Origin of the sequence: Kaistella carnis (genome assembly GCF_003860585.1) — a bacterium.
Classification (GTDB): Bacteria; Bacteroidota; Bacteroidia; order Flavobacteriales; family Weeksellaceae; genus Kaistella; species Kaistella carnis.
On the sequence record NZ_CP034159.1, the window covers coordinates 2,071,330 to 2,089,162 of the forward strand.

The window sequence follows — 17,833 nt, forward strand, 5'->3', positions numbered from 1 at the left end:
TTAAAATATTTTTTTGAAGAAATTATTTCTCCAAATTTCTTATGTATTTTTCGATAGCCATCGTCATAGATGGTGATTCTTTACTTGGAGCCATGACATCTACACGAAGTCCGGCTTCTTTCGCAGCCAATTCTGTTGTTGCTCCGAAAACGGCGATTTTTGTGCCGTTTTGTTCAAAGTTTTCAAAGTTAGCGGCAAGAGATCTAATTCCTTGCGGACTGAAAAACACCAACATATCATAATCTGTGATGTTAATGTCGGATAAATCACTGCTCACTGTTCTGTACATGGTCGCTCTGGTCCAGTCAATAGAAGTTGATTCTAAAATTCTTTGAATATCAGCACTCAGAATATCTGAAGCAGGCAGAATATATTTTTCAGACGGGAATTTCTTAAATAGTGGAACCAGATCTGCAAATGTTTTTTCGCCAAAAGAGATCTTTCTCTTTCTGTATACAATATGTTTCTGCAGGTAATTCGCAATTGCTTCAGATTGGCAGATATACCGCATTGAATCGGGAACAGAAAAACGCATTTCTTCTGCTAAACGAAAATAATGATCTACGGCATTTTTACTGGTAAAAATAATACCGGTGTATTGCGACAGATCAATTTTCTGTGCTCTAAGCTCCTTGGCATCAACACCTTCAACGTGGATAAAAGATCTAAAATCAATTTTGATTTTTTCTTTTTTTGCCATTTCTAAATAAGGAGAAGATTCGTTAGGAGACGGTTGAGAAACCAGTATAGATTTAATTTTCATCATCAAAATTTATTAAAGAAAAAGTAGTTTCCAAAGAGCAATTGTAGGTGCTATTTGGAGGGTGCAAATATACAAAAATTTATAATACCACTGATGCGGTAAGATATGCTGTGGTGATAGGAGATACACCATAATTTTAAATAGAAAAAGAACGATAAATCCGATAAAATAGAAATCAAACAGCTTCAAAACATCAAATTCATAAAAATATTGATAAAAACATAGCAACATTAATAACAATGATACTGTAAAATAAAATTTCGATGCAGTGAATTGAAAATATGACCAACTTTTCAGCGTTCCGGTTCCTGCATAAAACAGATAACTCAATAAACTCTTCAAACCATAAAAAGACAGAAGAGCGAGAAATGTAAATCCAAATTTATTCAGTTCATATCCGAAAAGTTGAATATCTCTAACTTTTTGGGGAACAATAGGGACCGCTTGTGAAATAACAACAGCCAGGAGAAGAATGAAAACGAGGCCTACAATAACCCAACTTAAGAAATTATTGGATGAATCTGCAAATTTCTGCATCAAAAAAACCTTCACAGAGGAATCCCGGTGCAGATATAATAACATGAAGACATACAGCAAAATACAGCCTGTAATAATAAATACGACCCAGTCGTTTTGCTCAACTATTCTGACCAATAGATAATTTTTTGCAAAAGTAAGAATATAAACGGAATTGCAGAAGTCTTTTAAAAACAACAAAATCGACCTCTTACACAAAGCTCATCATTTCATAGAATCAATAAATGGTGGAAAAGTTTATCTTTGCACCTTAATTTCCAGGATGAAAAAACTCGTTATTATTCCAACTTATAATGAAAAAGAGAATATTGAAAATATTATCTCGGCAGTTTTTGCGCTGCAGGAAGATTTTCAAGTCCTCGTGGTTGACGATTCATCCCCAGATGGAACCTCGGAAATTGTAACAAAATTACAAACCATATATCCCGGGCAACTGCATTTAATCGTTAGAAAAGTGAAAGATGGTTTAGGTAAAGCGTACATCCATGGATTTAAATGGGCGCTCGACCATCAGTTTGACTATATTTTTGAAATGGACGCCGACTTTTCCCATAATCCAGAGGATTTAAACAAGTTGTTTATTGCGTGTCAAAGTGCAGATATGAGCATTGGCTCGCGCTATTCTAAGGGAGTAAACGTAGTCAACTGGCCTATGGGCAGAGTGTTGCTCTCCTACTTCGCTTCTAAATATGTGAGACTGATCCTGGGAATCCCAATTCACGATACCACTGCAGGCTTTGTATGTTTTTCCCGAAAGGTTTTGGAACAGATAGGTTTAGATCATATAAAACTTAAAGGATATGGATTTCAGATTGAAATGAAATTTCGAGCCTATAAAAAAGGATTTAAGGTGGTGGAAGTTCCTATTATTTTCACCAACAGAGAATTGGGAGTGAGCAAAATGAATGGCGGTATTATACATGAAGCCGTTTTCGGTGTTTTAAATTTAAAGTGGAAATCCCTCATCGGAAAACTATGAAAAGATTGACTTTATTTCTACTTTCCTTATTTATGTTAGGCTGTTCAGAACTTATTGATCCGCCAAAAAACCTGGTACCCAAGGATACAATGGCAGAACTGCTGGCAGAATTTGCCGTAAATGAGCAATTGGGAATGGTTGTTAGCAACGTTAATTTAGACAACGCCACCCGATTTGCCCTTCAGCAAAGAAAAGTAAAAGGAAATGATTTCGTCGAAAGCTATAAATATTACACCGCTACCGGCGATATTGAAAAAATAATGACCCAGGCGCAGAAAATTATTTTAAATAAAGATCCTGCTGCAAAGGAATATATCGAGAAAAAAATTAAAGAAAATAAAAACGTACCGCCATTCGTAAGATAATATATGAAGTCTCCATTTTTTGAAATAAATAAAACAACCACCGGCAAAGCAAGAGCCGGAAAGATTACTACAGATCACGGAACGATTGAAACGCCGATCTTTATGCCGGTAGGAACAGTCGCGTCGGTAAAAACCGTTCATCAGAGAGAATTAAAAGATGATATCAAGGCACAGATTATTTTAGGAAACACCTATCATTTAAATTTGCGTCCGAAAATGGATATTATGCAGGCTGCGGGCGGACTGCACAAATTTATGAACTGGGATTTACCAATTCTTACGGACTCCGGAGGATATCAGGTATTTTCTCTTTCAAAATCAAGAAAATTAAATGAAGAAGGTGTAAAATTTAAATCTCATATTGACGGAAGCACGCATTTTATTTCCCCGGAAATTTCAATGGAGATACAAAGACAGATCGGTGCAGATATTTTCATGGCTTTTGATGAATGCACGCCTTATCCATGCGAATATAATTTAGCAAAAAAATCAATGGAGATGACGCATCGCTGGCTAAAAAGATGCATCAAATGGACCGACGAAAATTCGGAAATTTATGGCCACCAACAGCGACTTTTCCCAATCGTCCAAGGCTCTACCTATTCTGATCTAAGAAAAAAATCCGCAGAATTTATCTCGGAACAAAATGCCGCCGGAAATGCAATTGGCGGACTTTCTGTAGGAGAACCGGAAGATGAAATGTACAGAATAACCGATGAAGTCACCGATATTTTACCGAAAGATAAACCACGATATTTAATGGGTGTTGGAACTCCGTGGAATATTTTAGAAACCATAGGTCTAGGAATCGACATGATGGATTGTGTAATGCCTACCAGAAATGCGAGAAATGCAATGCTGTTTACCTGGCAGGGTGTAATGAACATGAAAAATAAAAAGTGGGAAAGCGATTTTTCGCCTTTGGATGAGTTCGGAACGAGTTATGTAGATTCAGAATATTCTAAGGCCTATGTTCGCCACTTGTTTGTCTCGAAAGAATATTTAGGAAAACAAATTGCTTCTATCCACAATCTGGCATTTTACCTAGATTTGGTGCGGGTGGCGCGTCAACATATTCTCGCAGGAGATTTTTATGAATGGAAAGATTCCGTCGTTCCTGCCCTTAAACAGCGACTTTAAATAAGCGATTTTTAGTAATGAAGATTATTGACCTTTATATCATTAAAAAATACCTCGGTACCTTTGGGTTTATGCTGGGCTTACTCAGCATTATTGTACTGGTGATCGATGTACAGGCAAAGGCGCCGAGAATTGAATCAAATGGTTTTAAGGTGAGCGAATTTCTGGTGAATTTTTATCCGTTCTGGATCATCAATCTGATCATTACCTTCATGTCTATTCTGGTTTTTATTTCAGTTATTTTCTTTACTTCGAAAATTGCAAATAATACAGAGATTGTTGCGATTATCAGTTCCGGAGCAAGTTTTCACAGGTTTGCACGACCATATTTAATGACTTCAGGTTTAATCGCTATCGCGGCTCTATTAATCAATCATTTTGTGTTACCGCTGGCTAATATTAAAAAAAACGAGCTTGAACCTTACACGTACAGTACGAAAAGCAGGGAAGAATTTCTAGGAAATGCCGAGGTTGCCACACAACTGTCAAAGACTGAATATATCTTTATTAAAAGCTATAATAAAAAGAACAAAGGGGGATCTGGGTTTATGTACCAGAAATTCGACAAAAAGAAAAACTTAATTTATCAATTTAACGCTGCTGATTTTTACTGGGATAAGGACAAAAAGCACTTTGTGATGAGTAATTATCTGGAAAAAACTTTTTTGAAAAACGATAAAGAAAAGCTTGGAAGCGGCAACACGATCAACAAGAAGTTTGGTCTTCCACCAGAAGAGCTTTTTCCGGATGTTCTATTGGGCCAGAACAAAACAACGCCTGATCTGGTTAAGTTTATCAATAGGGAAAAAGAAAAAGGAAATGCAAATCTCAATACCTATTTGAATGAGCTTCATCAAAGAACATCAATGCCTTTTTCAGTTATTATTCTTACTTTTTTAGGATTATCTCTTTCTTCCCAAAAAAAACGCGGCGGACTTGGGATGAATTTAGCGATCGGGATTACACTGGCTTTCGTTTTTGTATTTTCCTTCGAAGTGCTAAAAGTTGTTTCGGAAAACAAGTCTATTTCTCCACTATTAGCGATGTGGCTGCCGAATATTATTTTTGGACCGGTGGCATTGTTTCTTTATTTTAAAAGAGCCAATCAATAAAGAAGGGATATTTCTTTATGAAAAAATTTCTTTAAACCCCCGTTTTCGAGTTCTACCCAAAGATATCCTTCGTCATCAACTTTTCTTATAATGCCATTTTGTCTTACTTGTCCGATTTCAAAAACAGAAATCATATCCTTTCGAAATAGATTCTTATTAAGCTTCTCAATGACTGAACTTTCAGAAACATTCGCTGTTAAATGCAGTCGTAAATACTTATGTAATTCTTCGGTAAGATTTTTTAGATCAAAGGAAATCCCAGTTTGAGTCCATAATGAACCGGCTTTTGGGAGATGCTCTGTTTTATTCGCTAAAACATTCAGGCCAAGTCCGATAACAAAAAAAGATATTTCATCAATCTTCTTTTTTTCAATTAAAAGTCCCGCAATTTTTTTATGATGAATGATCAAGTCATTGGGCCACTTTATTTCAACGCGCTCTTTTGTCATATTGGCAAGAAAATCCGCCACCACTTCAGCGGTATGGAAATTGAATAAATGAAATTGTATTTTAATAAGCTCTGTGGGTATTGCCAGAGAATAAGCTAAATTCTTATTTTCTCCGGAATCCCAGGAATTACCGTACTGACCTTTGCCCTGGGTTTGATTAAATGTGTAAACCGCTTTCAAACTATTATGATCCACAGGTAAGATCTTTTCAATTTCATCTTGGGTTGAAGAACATTCCTGCAAATAGAATAAGTCGGTCATTTAAGAAAACTTTAAGAGTTAGAATCTGTAAATTTGAGACTATTTAAATAAAAAAACAATAAATTTGCACACTATACAATATTTTTAATGAATAAATTAACAGAGAAGCAACTACTTACCGATAAAATCGTAGAAGCAATACAAGATACAAAAGGAGAAGAAATTATGATTTTCGATCTTTCGAACATCGAAAATTCAGTAGCTCAGACTTTCGTGATTTGCACAGGAAACTCTAACACTCAAGTTTCGGCCATCGCCGGAAACATCCAGAAAAAAGTAAGAAACGATTTACAAGACAGACCTTGGCATGTAGAAGGAGCAGAAAACAATCTATGGGTTCTGTTGGATTATGTATCCGTTGTGGTACATGTATTTCAGCGTGAAACGCGCGCCTACTACGAAATCGAAGAACTTTGGGGCGATGCGAAAATTACAAAAATAGAAGATTAATTACAGTGTTGATGAAAAAACCATTTCATCAAAATTTTTATAACAAGTTATGAACAACAATAAAGGATTTAATTGGTTCTTTCCTATAGCTATAGCTGCCATTTTGCTCTTTTTCTTTTCAAGCATGAATGGTGATTCTAATTCTAATACCATAGATGAAGAAGGTTTTTACAAACTAATGGAACAGGGAAAGGTCGATAATGTACTCATTTACAAAGACACCGAAAAAGCAGATGTGTTTCTTACCCAAGCTGCTAAAACAGAAGTAGCAACCAAAAATGCAAACAAAGAAAGAAGCCCTTTCTCTGCATTTGACTTTGCTCCAAAACCAGATTACACGTTGAGTTTTGGGGATTTGCAACTCTTTTTGGAGAAATTTGACACCATTAAGAAAGACAACCCGGCAATTGTAACGAAGAAAGATTACGGAATTGGCAAAAACCCGATGACGGAACTTTTATTTACAGCAGTTTTCTGGATCGCTATTATGGCGCTTTTCTATTTTGTGATTTTCCGCAAAATGATAGGCGGCGGTGGCGGCGGAGCTGGCGGACAGATTTTCTCCATCGGAAAATCCAAAGCGAAACTCTTTGATGAAAAAGATAAAGTTCAGGTTTCATTTAAAGATGTGGCTGGACTTGAAGGAGCTAAAGAAGAAGTTCAAGAAGTCGTAGACTTTTTAAAGAACTCCGAAAAATATACCAAATTAGGAGGTAAAATTCCAAAAGGAGTATTGTTAGTTGGTCCTCCGGGAACTGGTAAAACACTTTTGGCAAAAGCCGTTGCGGGCGAGGCAAAAGTTCCCTTCTTCTCTCTTTCAGGATCTGATTTTGTGGAGATGTTTGTTGGAGTCGGAGCTTCCAGAGTTCGTGATTTATTTGCACAGGCAAAAGCAAAATCACCTGCTATTATTTTCATTGATGAAATTGATGCTATTGGTAGAGCAAGAGGAAAAGGAAATATGACAGGCGGAAATGACGAAAGAGAAAACACTTTGAATCAGTTGCTTACAGAAATGGATGGTTTTGGAACAGACACCAATGTTATCATTATGGCAGCAACGAACAGAGCCGACATTTTAGATAAAGCATTAATGAGAGCCGGACGATTTGACCGTTCAATCTATGTAGATCTTCCTGAATTACACGAGAGAAGAGAGATCTTCGATGTGCATTTACAGAAAATTAAAATGGAACCAAATATCGACCGCGAATTTTTGGCAAAACAAACGCCGGGATTCAGTGGTGCAGATATCGCAAACCTTTGTAACGAAGCTGCTTTAATTGCGGCGAGAAATTCACACGAATCTGTTACGAAACAAGATTTCCTGGATGCTGTTGATCGAATCATCGGTGGACTTGAAAAGAAAAATAAAGCCATTAAACCGTCGGAGAAAAGAAGAGTTGCATATCACGAAGCAGGACATGCGACCATCTCCTGGCTGGTTGAACATGCAGCGCCTTTACTCAAAGTAACTATTGTTCCCAGAGGACGCTCCTTGGGTGCCGCTTGGTATCTTCCGGAAGAAAGACAGCTTACAACGACAGAACAAATGTATGATGAGCTTTGTGCAACCTTAGGAGGGAGAGCTGCAGAGCAGACCATATTCGGGAATATTTCAACAGGAGCTCTTTCAGATCTTGAGCGCGTGACCAAACAGGCACATGCAATGGTTACCATTTATGGACTGAACGAAAAACTGGGGAATATCTCTTATTACGACAGTTCTGGACAGTCAGAATACAGTTTTGGAAAACCATATTCTGATCAGACTGCCAAAATGATTGATGAAGAGATTTCTAAAATCATTGAAACTCAGTATGCCCGTGCTTTAAAAATTTTAAAGGAAAACAAAGATAAATTGGATGCCCTTGCAACTAAACTTTTAGAAAAAGAAGTAATTTTCCGTGAAGATCTGGAAGAAGTTTTTGGTCAAAGAGCCTGGGACCCTGAGCTTACGGAGCATCCTGTATCCAATACACATAAAGGAGAAACTCCTGAAGAGGAGGCCGTGATTGTTGCACCAGATTCTGGTACGCAACTTTAAGAGAAACTGCAAATCCTGATTATTTATGCTTATCAATAAATAATCAGGATTTTTATATTTAATTGATTGTTTCCACAAATATTTTCTATTTTTGTAATACAATCGCATAAACGATAGAAATTGAGTCTATTTAAAAAATTTGTCGGCAAAATACTAAACCAACCTGAAGAAGATGACGAACAGGATTTGGTTAAACTTGGTGATCAGCTGAAAAATGCAGATCTCGACTATAAGTTTGCGCAATTATTTACCCATTCGGGTGGATTTTTTAATTATTGTGCTGATGAGGCAGAAGCCTTGCAAACCTTAAATCAAATCCTTAAAATTGAAGATATAAAATCGGTCTTCTGTTGGGATCATGATCTTAAGAACTTTTTAAATGTGGTAGATATTCCTTACACTACCGAACTCGAATTGTTTAATGACTGTGCATTTATCACATGTGAATACTTAATCGCTTTTGATGGCAGAATTATGCTGTCTCATAATAACATTCTACATTATCATTCCTCGCGCTTGCCAGACAAGATCATCATCATGGCAAATGTTTCCCAGATTGTAACCAACCTGAATGATGCGATGGGGAAAATAAAACGCAACGGAAACATTCGCAACCTTACTTCCATCAGCGGCAGCAATTCTAAATTAGATACGCCTAATAAAGATAATACCAAACTTTTCTTACTTTTGCTGGAAGATTAGAATCCTGTGATGTGAAACACATTCATCTTTCAGAACAATTCTTCATAAACATTTAATTATACGATTTTGGATAAAAATTTAGTTCTACGTCTTATTGGTGGTGCTTTATATGGATTTTTTGTCATTATGTGCACTACGCCTTTGGGCGCAGAATGGATTAACACGATATCTCCAAACCTTGTTAAGCAGGAAAACTTATTTTATGGTCTAATGACCTTTTTCCTTTTTGTAGGAGCTTGGGAATGTGTTAAAATGATGAAATTCGATCCCAAGAGCTGGGAGAAATGGGTCGTGTTTCCAGTTATCGTCGTCGTATTCTACCGGTTTTCAAAACGGTTTTTTCAGCATGGTTTTTACTTCAATTTTAATCTGTCCGAAATTCTGGGACTTTCCTTAATTGCCATTGCTGTTATCACCTTGTTTCGGTTTACTAAAGAATTATATTTTGATAATGGAAAGTTAATTTTTACGGTAATTTATACTGCACTTCCCTTCAGTTTTGCTTTGGGACTTCCCTCTTTTTCGTCTGATGGAAATTTCACTTTAGAAATATTTTTCCTATTTGTTTTAATTTGGAGCAGCGACTCATTTGCCTATTTTACCGGAAAATTTCTGGGAAAACACAAAATGGCGCCCAAGATTTCGCCTAAGAAAACCTGGGAAGGATTCGCGGGAGGGGTATTCTTTACCATTATCCTGGGTTATTTTATAGAAATGTATTATCCCGACTTACGCGGGAACTATATGATGGTTGGTCTTTTAGTCTCCGTCTTTGGCCCTTTGGGTGATTTGGTTGAAAGCCAGCTTAAAAGAACATTTGGGGTGAAGGACTCCGGAAATATTATCCCGGGACATGGCGGAATTTTAGATCGGTTAGACAGTTTTATTATCTGTGTACCTGTTGTATATTTGTACTTTATTTTAGAAAAATTAATTTAACCATGAAATTACATAAAGAATCCAAAGGAACCATCATCGTAGCAAGTGTTGTGTTTGCTATTGTGGCCTTTGTATCCACACATTATCTAAAAATGTGGAGTTTGGCGATACTGATTCCTTTAATAATGATCTATGGACTGGTTTTCTGGTTTTTTAGAGTTCCGAATCGTGAAATTTTGGATCATAAAGAAAATGTGATTGCTCCCGTAGATGGTAAAGTAGTCATGATTAAAGAGGTGCAGGAAGATGAATTTATGAATGATAAAGCCATTCAGGTTTCTATATTTATGTCGCCTTTAAATGTGCATATCTGTAGATTTCCGGTTTCTGGTAAAGTAGTGTATAAAAAATACCATCCGGGGAAATATTTAGTAGCGTGGCATGAAAAATCGTCAACCGATAACGAAAGAACCACTCTTGCGGTAGAAAGTTTAACCAATCATAAAGTGGTGTTTAGACAAATTGCAGGATATGTGGCGAGAAGAATTGTTTTTAACTGTAAAGAAGGAGACGAAGCAAAAGCAGGTCACGAATTCGGCTTTATAAAATTCGGTTCCCGAATGGATGTTTTCCTTCCAATCGATACCGAAATCGTTTGTAAAATCGGTGACAAGACAAAAGGAGGAATCGACGTTATTGCAAGAATGAAAGAGTAGAAAATACTTTTCAAGATAAGACCAAAATCCGAGATTTTTTAATCCCGGATTTTTTTTATATTTTTAAAGTCAATCCAAATTTTTATTAAATGAAATTCTCCCTCCTATTTTTCTTTAATTTCCTTTTGATATTCACTTCCTGCACCGATCCTAACAAAGATGAGGATTTGAAAAAACGGGAATTGACCCTCATCAACAAAGAGCAGGAATTTGCAGCAAAGCAGAAAGATTATGAAGAACTAAAAATGATGCGTGACAGTTTGCAAAGTCTTTCCGATACAACGTTAGTCGCAAAAGTACCAGAAAAAATATTAGGCAGATGGAATGGTAAAATGATCTGTACAGAATCCAACTGTTCAGACTATGTCATTGGTGATCTAAGAAACGATATCTGGGAATTTAAAACAGACAGTGTAAAAATCACCAATAAAAGTGGCGGCGAAAGATGGTACAGTTTGCAGGTTATCGGATCTGAGCTAAGAATAAATTCAGACATCGAACCTTTGAATAATAACAAGACGGAAATTATTCTACAACTTCCAACAGAAAATAGTGACCGAATGAAAGGCAACCGGGAAATAGTCCGTGAAAACTGTACCTCTAAATTCTCTGTCGATTTAGAGAAAATTAAAAAATAAACTATGATCACCTTATTAAGTGTGTCGCACTTGGCGCTTCCCTTGGAAGATCCTATTCTGAAGTTTTTAGTTGTGCTGATCATTATACTTTCTGCGCCACTTTTACTGAACAAAATAAAAGTCCCTCATCTTCTGGGATTGATCATTGCCGGCGCGGTGGTGGGACCAAACGGGTTCAATATACTCTCCCGGGACAGCAGCATCGTCGTCACGGGAACTACCGGCCTATTATATATTATGTTTCTCGCGGGACTTGAAATTGATCTCGCAGAATTTAAAAAGAATAAGTGGAAAAGCATGGGTTTTGGAGCCTACACTTTTTTTATTCCTTTTACAATTGGAATTGCTGCAGCTCACTTTATTCTGGATTTTAACTGGTTAACCTCTTTTTTGTTTGCAAGTATTTTTTCATCTCATACTTTAATTTCCTATCCGCTCGTCAGCAAACTGGGTGTTGTTAAAAATCGCGCAGTCAATGTGACGGTAGGTGGAACGGTAATTACAGACATTGCCACGCTTTTGGTTTTGGCAATTGTAGTGGGAATGACAACAGGTGAAGTAAATGCGGCTTTCTGGACCAAACTTTCCGTGGGAATCATTTTGTTCGCTGCCATTGTCCTTTTTGGCTTTCCCATTATTGCGCGTTGGTTTTTTAAGAAGGTAAACGATAAAATTTCCCAGTATATTTTTGTGCTTGTGATGATTTATTTAGCGGCACTGCTTGCAGAAGTAGCGGGCATTGAAGCAATTATCGGAGCTTTCCTCGCAGGATTGGCTCTTAATAAACTCATTCCACATACTTCCTCCCTAATGAATCGTGTGGAGTTCGTAGGGAACGCCATCTTTATTCCATTTTTCCTCATTAGTGTTGGGATGCTCATCGACTTCAATGTTTTTTTCAAAGATTTCGAAACCATTAAAGTCGCCTTTTTAATGATCGTCATTTCAATTGGAGGAAAATATCTGGCATCGCTTGCAACCCAGAAATCATTTTCTTACACCAAAGCGGAAGGAGGAATTATTTTTGGTTTAAGTTCAGCCTCTGCGGCCGCAACTCTTGCAACGGTAACGGTAGGTTACAACATTATTATCGGAGAAACGGCAACAGGAGAACCCCTTCGTTTATTAGATGAAAGCGTGCTTAACGGCAGTATTTTACTCATCCTTATTTCCTGTACAATTTCCTCATTTGTTACTCAGAAGAATGGAGAAAAACTTCAAAAAGCAGATAACGAAAGTACGATCTCTGAATCAAATCCGGAGGAGGAAAATATACTACTTGCCGTAAATCATCTCAATACTATTGAACCGATGACGAGCCTCGCGCTTCTTTTAAAATCTAAGAAAACAAGTGAGAATCTATTTGCCCTCAACATCATTAATGAAGAAAAAAATGAATCTTCTAAAAAGCATGCTGATAAACTTTTAGATGCGATGGTCAATATGGGCGCCGCCGCTGATATGAAAGTCACACCGCTGATCCGCTACGATGCCGATATTATTACCGGAATTGCGAACGTGATTAAAGAATACAGCATTACCGATTTAATGGTCGGAATTGATCACGAAAAAGGTTTCTCGCCCAGCTTTATCTATAATTTACGAACGGGATACCTAAAAAATAATATGGCAAACATCTTTGTCTACCATGCCGTACAACCCGTTTCTACCGTACAGCGGTATTTTGTAATTCTTCCGGAAAATGCTTCTCAGGAGCCTCGCTTTTTCCAAACACTGTTAAAGGTTTGGAATATCGCCCGCAATTCCGGGTCAAAAATTGAATTTTACGGGAATGAGACTACCATTGCCACCATAGAGAAAATTAAAAAGAAAGTAAACATTGATGCTGCGTTTATCATTTTTAATGATTGGGATAATCTTACAAAGGTTTTCGATAAAATGAAAGATAATGATGCCTTGATTTTATTTATGGCACATGAATCCATGGTCTCTTATCTCCCACAGATGCGTCAGGTTCCGAACTACCTGAACCAATATTTAAGGGAGCGTAATTTTCTGCTCGTTTTCCCGAGTTATCAAAATGAGGACGATTACAGAAAAGATGTACGGAATATTGCCAATGCAAATGATTTCGTAGAAATCGGGAAAATTATTGGTAAACTGTTTAAATAAAAGTTTGTAGAAATAAAAACAGGAGCGTTTAAATAACACTCCTTTTTTCTATTTTGTTAATTTCTACTGTTAGATCGGAACAAAAATAACGGCAGCTAAAGCAGCCAACCCGATAGCAACAGATGATAAAACATCCACTTTTTTTGCTTCTCGAATATTACTTTTCTCTACGATCACTTCTTCGCCAGTTTTCAATTTACCGTACACTTTTTCATTGTCCTGTCTCAAAACTTCCATTTTGATCAATTGTGCATCATTGGTTTGAATCGTGTACTTTTGGTACAATTCCAAAGAGTTCGGCTGGATCGGTTTTTGGGCGCTCACCACTCTCGTTTGGCAGGAAGTGAGGAATAAGAGGATTAAAAATATGGGGAATAATCTTTTCATTACATTTTAAATTTGCCCAAATTTAATAAAATTTATGGTTACACCGTTATTTTAGCACTATTTAAGATTGCTGCAAATTTAAATCCTGCGCGATCAGCCATGCTTCACTCCAGCAGGCCTGAAAGTTGAAACCACCGGTGACCGCATCAATATTTAAGACTTCGCCAGCCAGATAAAAGTTTGGTAAAATTTTAGATTTCATGGTTTTAAAATCAATTTCTTTTAATTCTACTCCACCGGCAGTCACAAACTCATCTTTGTAAGTTGATTTACCGGAAACCTGCATTTTATTTTCGCAGAGATGGATCAATATTTTCTCCAATTCCTGTCCCGATATATTGGAAATATTTTTTTCCAGATCGATTTTTGACAACCACAGAATACGATGCCAGAATCTTGTCGTAACATCAAAAATTTTAGAACTCCCAATTGTTTTCTTCGGATTTTCTGAACGATAGCTTTTGAACAGTTCCGCCGCATCTTCCATGTCAATTCCTAAAAAATTTACAACTATTTCAAATTTATACTGAAGCTCCGCCAACGCTCGGGCTTTCCAGGCAGAAATTTTTAAAATGGCAGGTCCGGAAAGTCCCCAGTGCGTAATCAACATGGGACCCGATTCTTCCATTTTCAGTTTAGGAATAGAAACTTCGGCATTGGGAAAACTGGTTCCCATTAAATCTTTTAAAGTATCATTTTTAATATTGAAAGTAAAAAGTGACGGCACTGGTTTCACAATGGTATGTCCCATCTCCTGAATAAGATTCAGGGATTTCGGGGAACTTCCTGTAGTATAAACGACCTCATCTGCGACATAAGTTGTTGTATTCGTAGTAATCAGGTATTGGTTTTCCTGAGGTTCAATTTTTAAAACGACAGATTTTGTTACGATATCAAAATTTTTCTCCTGAACTTCTTTTGTTAGGGTGTCTATAATGGTTTGCGAAGAATTACTTTCAGGGAACATTCTTTGGTCTGCTTCGATTTTCAAGGGAACATTTCTTTGCTCAAACCACTCCATAGTATCGCCCGGCTGGAATTTATGAAAAACACTAACCAATTCTTTATTTCCGCGCGGATAATACTGTACCAATTCTTTGGGATCAAAGCAGGCATGGGAAACATTGCAGCGTCCACCACCGGAAATCTTTACTTTTTGCAGCACATCGGAATTTTGTTCTAAAATGGTGACGTAAAATTTAGATTCGTCCAGGTTGGCTGCGCAAAAGAATCCTGCTGCTCCTCCACCGATAATGATGATTTTCTTTTTTGACATAGTGAAATCCATAAGACCAACGGCTCAATAGTTCGAAACGTTTTGTCGGTCTGTATTAATGAGTTGCAAAAATACTATTTTTCTAAGCCATGATTAATGCTTAATTTTGCAAATTAAATAAAAGGTCTTCTAAAGAAGCGAAATCTGCGCCCCGACTTGAGTGGAGCTCTCCGCCTCGGCGGAAGCGGGAACGGAAGGCGGATGAAGGCGCCCAAACAAAATAAATATCAAAAATGTCAGATTATCATTATAAATTCGAAGTTCGCTGGAGCGATATCGATGCAAACCGCCACTTGGCAAACTCATCCTATGTGATGTACTGTGCACAAACGAGAATGGCGTTTATGAACCAGCACAAAATGGGGCTTAAAGAATTAAGCTACTGGGGAATTGGCCCCGTAATTTTACATGAAAGATATTCTTTCTTCAAAGAAATCTATGCGGATCAAACGGTTTTTGTTTCCTTGGAAATTGCAGGCATGTCGGAAGATGCCAGCATTTATCAATTTGTGCACAAATTTTATTTGCCTGATGGAACGCATTGCGCAACAGCCGAAGCTACAGGAGTTTGGATCGACACGATGCTAAGAAAATCAACGACACCACCCAACGATGTTTTGGAAGTCCTGAATGAATATAAGAGTGAAAAAGTAAAAATTTTAACGCGGGCTGATTTGAAGGACTTGCCTTTTAAGCCCGAAAATGTGGAAGCATTTCACAAAAGAAATACCTTCACATGGAAAAAGGACAAAAATGAAAACGCAGCGGATTAGCGTAAAAAAACACTGATCTACAATAACTAAATATTCACTTCATTTTAAAAATAAATTATGCTGGAAGATAAAAATCCTGAACTAACTCCCATCTCCCATTATGGTGAATTTGGTTTAATAAAGCACTTAACCGAAACCTTTAGTTTTGAAAATTCTTCTACTGAAGTTTCAATTGGTGATGATTGCGCCGTTATAAATCCGGAAGGTCAAAAAGTTGTGATTACCACTGATGTTTTAGCTGAAGGCGTACACTTCAATTTGGGATATGTTCCTTTAAAACATTTAGGATATAAAGCAGTGGTGGTGAATCTGAGTGATATCGCGGCCATGAATGCAAAACCGACGCAGATTATTGTTGCTTTGGCGGTTTCTAGCCGTTTTCCTGTGGAAGCTTTAGAAGAAATATACGCGGGAATTCAATTGGCGTGTAAACATTATAAAGTTGATCTGGTAGGTGGTGATACCACGAGTTCTACCTCCGGTCTTGTGATTACTATTACGGCAGTTGGTCTTGAACATTCTGAAAATATGGTCCTCCGTAATGGCGCTAAAGTAAATGACTTGCTTGTGGTAACCGGGGATTTAGGAGGAGCTTATCTGGGCTTGCAAATTTTGGAAAGAGAACATTCGGTCTTTCTGGCAAATCCTAATATGCAGCCTGAAATGGAAGGTTACGATTACATTCTGGAAAAACAACTGAAACCGGAAGCCAGAACTGATATTAAAAAGAAGTTAGCGGAATTGGATATTAAACCTACGTCAATGATTGATGTTTCTGATGGTTTATCTTCAGAGACGCTTCATTTATCGGATCAAAGTAAGGTTGGCTTTAGAATCTATGAAGAAAAAATTCCGATGGATTCTTTATCGATCTCTACAGCAGAAGAATTAAACTTGAATCCTGTGATGTGTGCTCTGAATGGCGGTGAAGATTATGAATTATTATTTACAATTGCACCTGCAGATTTCGAGAAAATTAAAAATCACCCGGATTTCACGATCATTGGTCACGCCGTAGATTTAGAGCAAGGTAATTTCTTGGTAGCACGCGGAAGTAATGAACTCGTTGCATTAAATGCGCAAGGATGGGATGCTTTTCTGAATAAAGGAAATTAATGGAAGTGCTCAGAGAGGAATATAAAACTCTTACTACTCAAAATACACGATCATTAAGTAGATAAGAAAATCACTTAATATTTAAAGAAAACGAAAGCCTGTATGTTACAAACATCCGGGCTTTTTTAGTAATACAACTAACAGAAATTATAACTCAAACCACAAAAAAGTCCCAACCTAAAGATTGGGACTTTTTATATTTATCAAAACGCTTTTTAAATTATGCGTTTGGTTCAACAGATACAAATGATCTATTGTTTTGTTTCTTTCTGAAAACTACTTTACCGTCGATCAAAGCATGCAAAGTGTGGTCTTTACCCATCCCTACGTTTTCACCTGGGTGGTGTGTGGTCCCTCTTTGTCTTACGATGATGTTACCGGCGATAGCGTCTTGTCCTCCGAAAATCTTAACTCCTAATCTTTTAGAATGAGATTCTCTACCATTTTTGGAACTACCAACTCCTTTCTTATGTGCCATTGTATTTTAAGGTTTTTTGGTTAAAATTATTCAGCGCTTTCGCTGTCCGATTTTTTGGTTGTTTTTTTCGCAGGCTTCTCTTCAGTAGCATCTGCTTCTTTTTTAGCTTTCGGTGCAGCTTTTTTCTCTTCTTTTTTCTTATTATCGAAACCAGTGATTCCAGTAATTTGAATTTGAGTTAGAGATTGTCTGTGACCGTTTTTCTTTTCGTAACCTTTTCTTCTTTTCTTTTTGAAGATGATTACTTTATCCGCTTTCACGTGATCTAAGATTTCAGCATCAACAGTGATACCGCTTACAGCTGGGGCGCCGATTGTTGTAGAACCGTTTACAGTTAAAAGCACTTTATCGAAAGAAACTTTTCCTCCTTTATCGCCTTTCAAACGGTTTACAAACAACTTTTGGTCTTGCTCAACTTTGTATTGAAGCCCTGCTATTTCTACAATTGCAAACATTGTTTATATATTTTGTTAGTTAATTCGAGGTGCAAAAATAAGAAATAATTTTGAGTTATCCACAATCGAACATTAAATTTACAGAAAAACTTTCAGGTCAATCACTTAGCCCTCTTATTTTGGTGTAAAAAATTTGATTAAAATTTAAGTCTTCCCTATTTCTATTGTCTTTTTTAA

General features: G+C 37.1%; 20 protein-coding genes. 13 read left to right on the top strand and 7 right to left on the bottom strand.

From position 1 onward, the window contains the following. Positions 1–22 precede the first annotated feature (22 nt). Both EIB73_RS09615 and EIB73_RS09620 read right to left on the bottom strand, forming a co-directional pair. Entirely contained in the window at positions 23–763 is a 741-nt protein-coding gene (locus tag EIB73_RS09615; protein ID WP_125026094.1) for a uroporphyrinogen-III synthase, read from the bottom strand. 12 nt (positions 764–775) lie between these two features. Continuing rightward, positions 776–1,417 carry a DUF4271 domain-containing protein gene (locus tag EIB73_RS09620; protein ID WP_228411223.1) on the bottom strand — a complete coding sequence of 214 codons (642 nt, stop codon included), beginning with the start codon at positions 1,415–1,417 and terminating at the stop codon, positions 776–778. Positions 1,418–1,562: 145 nt separating this feature from the next. On the opposite strand from EIB73_RS09620, the gene EIB73_RS09625 reads away from it, so the two are divergent. The 4 genes from EIB73_RS09625 to EIB73_RS09640 are packed head-to-tail and all read left to right on the top strand — an operon-like array spanning position 1,563 to position 4,896. Then, positions 1,563–2,279, top strand: coding sequence for a polyprenol monophosphomannose synthase (locus EIB73_RS09625; protein WP_125024878.1), 717 nt, complete (start codon positions 1,563–1,565; stop codon positions 2,277–2,279). Then, a complete protein-coding gene (locus tag EIB73_RS09630; RefSeq protein ID WP_125024880.1) occupies positions 2,276–2,644 on the top strand; it encodes a DUF4296 domain-containing protein in 369 nt (122 codons plus the stop codon). The genes EIB73_RS09625 and EIB73_RS09630 overlap by 4 nt, the downstream gene beginning before the upstream one ends. Before the next feature lie 3 nt (positions 2,645–2,647). After that, positions 2,648–3,784 (top strand): tRNA guanosine(34) transglycosylase Tgt, encoded by a 1,137-nt coding sequence (tgt, locus tag EIB73_RS09635; RefSeq protein ID WP_125024882.1) that lies wholly within the window; start codon positions 2,648–2,650, stop codon positions 3,782–3,784. A gap of 17 nt (positions 3,785–3,801) precedes the next feature. Next, the gene (locus EIB73_RS09640) at positions 3,802–4,896 is read left to right on the top strand and encodes an LptF/LptG family permease (protein ID WP_125024884.1); all 1,095 of its coding nucleotides are present in this window, start codon (positions 3,802–3,804) and stop codon (positions 4,894–4,896) included. Here the strand turns inward: EIB73_RS09640 and EIB73_RS09645 are convergent. Beyond that, entirely contained in the window at positions 4,890–5,606 is a 717-nt protein-coding gene (locus EIB73_RS09645; protein WP_125024886.1) for a biotin--[acetyl-CoA-carboxylase] ligase, read from the bottom strand. The genes EIB73_RS09640 and EIB73_RS09645 overlap by 7 nt on opposite strands. Before the next feature lie 87 nt (positions 5,607–5,693). Here EIB73_RS09645 and rsfS point away from each other — a divergent pair, with 87 nt between their 5' ends. From rsfS to EIB73_RS09680, 7 genes are all read left to right on the top strand, one after another. Further along, on the top strand, positions 5,694–6,056 hold the full coding sequence (gene rsfS, locus EIB73_RS09650; protein ID WP_125024888.1) for a ribosome silencing factor: 363 nt from the start codon (positions 5,694–5,696) through the stop codon (positions 6,054–6,056). A gap of 49 nt (positions 6,057–6,105) precedes the next feature. Beyond that, entirely contained in the window at positions 6,106–8,103 is a 1,998-nt protein-coding gene (gene ftsH, locus EIB73_RS09655) for an ATP-dependent zinc metalloprotease FtsH (RefSeq protein WP_125024890.1), read from the top strand. A gap of 120 nt (positions 8,104–8,223) precedes the next feature. Continuing rightward, a complete protein-coding gene (locus tag EIB73_RS09660) occupies positions 8,224–8,805 on the top strand; it encodes an LUD domain-containing protein (protein WP_125024892.1) in 582 nt (193 codons plus the stop codon). A gap of 66 nt (positions 8,806–8,871) precedes the next feature. Continuing rightward, positions 8,872–9,744 carry a phosphatidate cytidylyltransferase gene (locus EIB73_RS09665; RefSeq protein WP_125024894.1) on the top strand — a complete coding sequence of 291 codons (873 nt, stop codon included), beginning with the start codon at positions 8,872–8,874 and terminating at the stop codon, positions 9,742–9,744. Between the two features lie 2 nt (positions 9,745–9,746). Continuing rightward, positions 9,747–10,400: a phosphatidylserine decarboxylase family protein gene (locus EIB73_RS09670; RefSeq protein ID WP_125024896.1), complete on the top strand. Its 654-nt coding sequence runs from the start codon at positions 9,747–9,749 to the stop codon at positions 10,398–10,400. Between the two features lie 89 nt (positions 10,401–10,489). After that, positions 10,490–11,038 (top strand): hypothetical protein, encoded by a 549-nt coding sequence (locus EIB73_RS09675; RefSeq protein ID WP_125024897.1) that lies wholly within the window; start codon positions 10,490–10,492, stop codon positions 11,036–11,038. A gap of 3 nt (positions 11,039–11,041) precedes the next feature. Then, positions 11,042–13,171, top strand: a complete 2,130-nt coding sequence (locus EIB73_RS09680) for a cation:proton antiporter (protein ID WP_125024899.1) — start codon at positions 11,042–11,044, stop codon at positions 13,169–13,171. 69 nt (positions 13,172–13,240) lie between these two features. Here the strand turns inward: EIB73_RS09680 and EIB73_RS09685 are convergent, their stop codons facing one another. Together EIB73_RS09685 and EIB73_RS09690 are read right to left on the bottom strand one after the other, a co-directional pair. Continuing rightward, positions 13,241–13,558: a bacteriophage spanin2 family protein gene (locus EIB73_RS09685; RefSeq protein ID WP_125024901.1), complete on the bottom strand. Its 318-nt coding sequence runs from the start codon at positions 13,556–13,558 to the stop codon at positions 13,241–13,243. Between the two features lie 61 nt (positions 13,559–13,619). After that, a complete protein-coding gene (locus EIB73_RS09690; RefSeq protein WP_125024903.1) occupies positions 13,620–14,834 on the bottom strand; it encodes a BaiN/RdsA family NAD(P)/FAD-dependent oxidoreductase in 1,215 nt (404 codons plus the stop codon). Positions 14,835–15,067: 233 nt separating this feature from the next. On the opposite strand from EIB73_RS09690, the gene EIB73_RS09695 reads away from it, so the two are divergent. Together EIB73_RS09695 and thiL are read left to right on the top strand one after the other, a co-directional pair. Further along, positions 15,068–15,607, top strand: a complete 540-nt coding sequence (locus tag EIB73_RS09695; RefSeq protein ID WP_125024905.1) for an acyl-CoA thioesterase — start codon at positions 15,068–15,070, stop codon at positions 15,605–15,607. 57 nt (positions 15,608–15,664) lie between these two features. Beyond that, entirely contained in the window at positions 15,665–16,723 is a 1,059-nt protein-coding gene (gene thiL / locus EIB73_RS09700; RefSeq protein ID WP_125024907.1) for a thiamine-phosphate kinase, read from the top strand. Between the two features lie 220 nt (positions 16,724–16,943). On the opposite strand, the gene rpmA is transcribed toward thiL, so the two are convergent. After that, the gene (gene rpmA, locus EIB73_RS09705) at positions 16,944–17,201 is read right to left on the bottom strand and encodes a 50S ribosomal protein L27 (RefSeq protein ID WP_125024909.1); all 258 of its coding nucleotides are present in this window, start codon (positions 17,199–17,201) and stop codon (positions 16,944–16,946) included. A 26-nt stretch (positions 17,202–17,227) separates the two neighbouring features. Then, positions 17,228–17,656, bottom strand: coding sequence for a 50S ribosomal protein L21 (gene rplU / locus EIB73_RS09710; protein ID WP_125024911.1), 429 nt, complete (start codon positions 17,654–17,656; stop codon positions 17,228–17,230). Positions 17,657–17,833 lie beyond the last annotated feature (177 nt).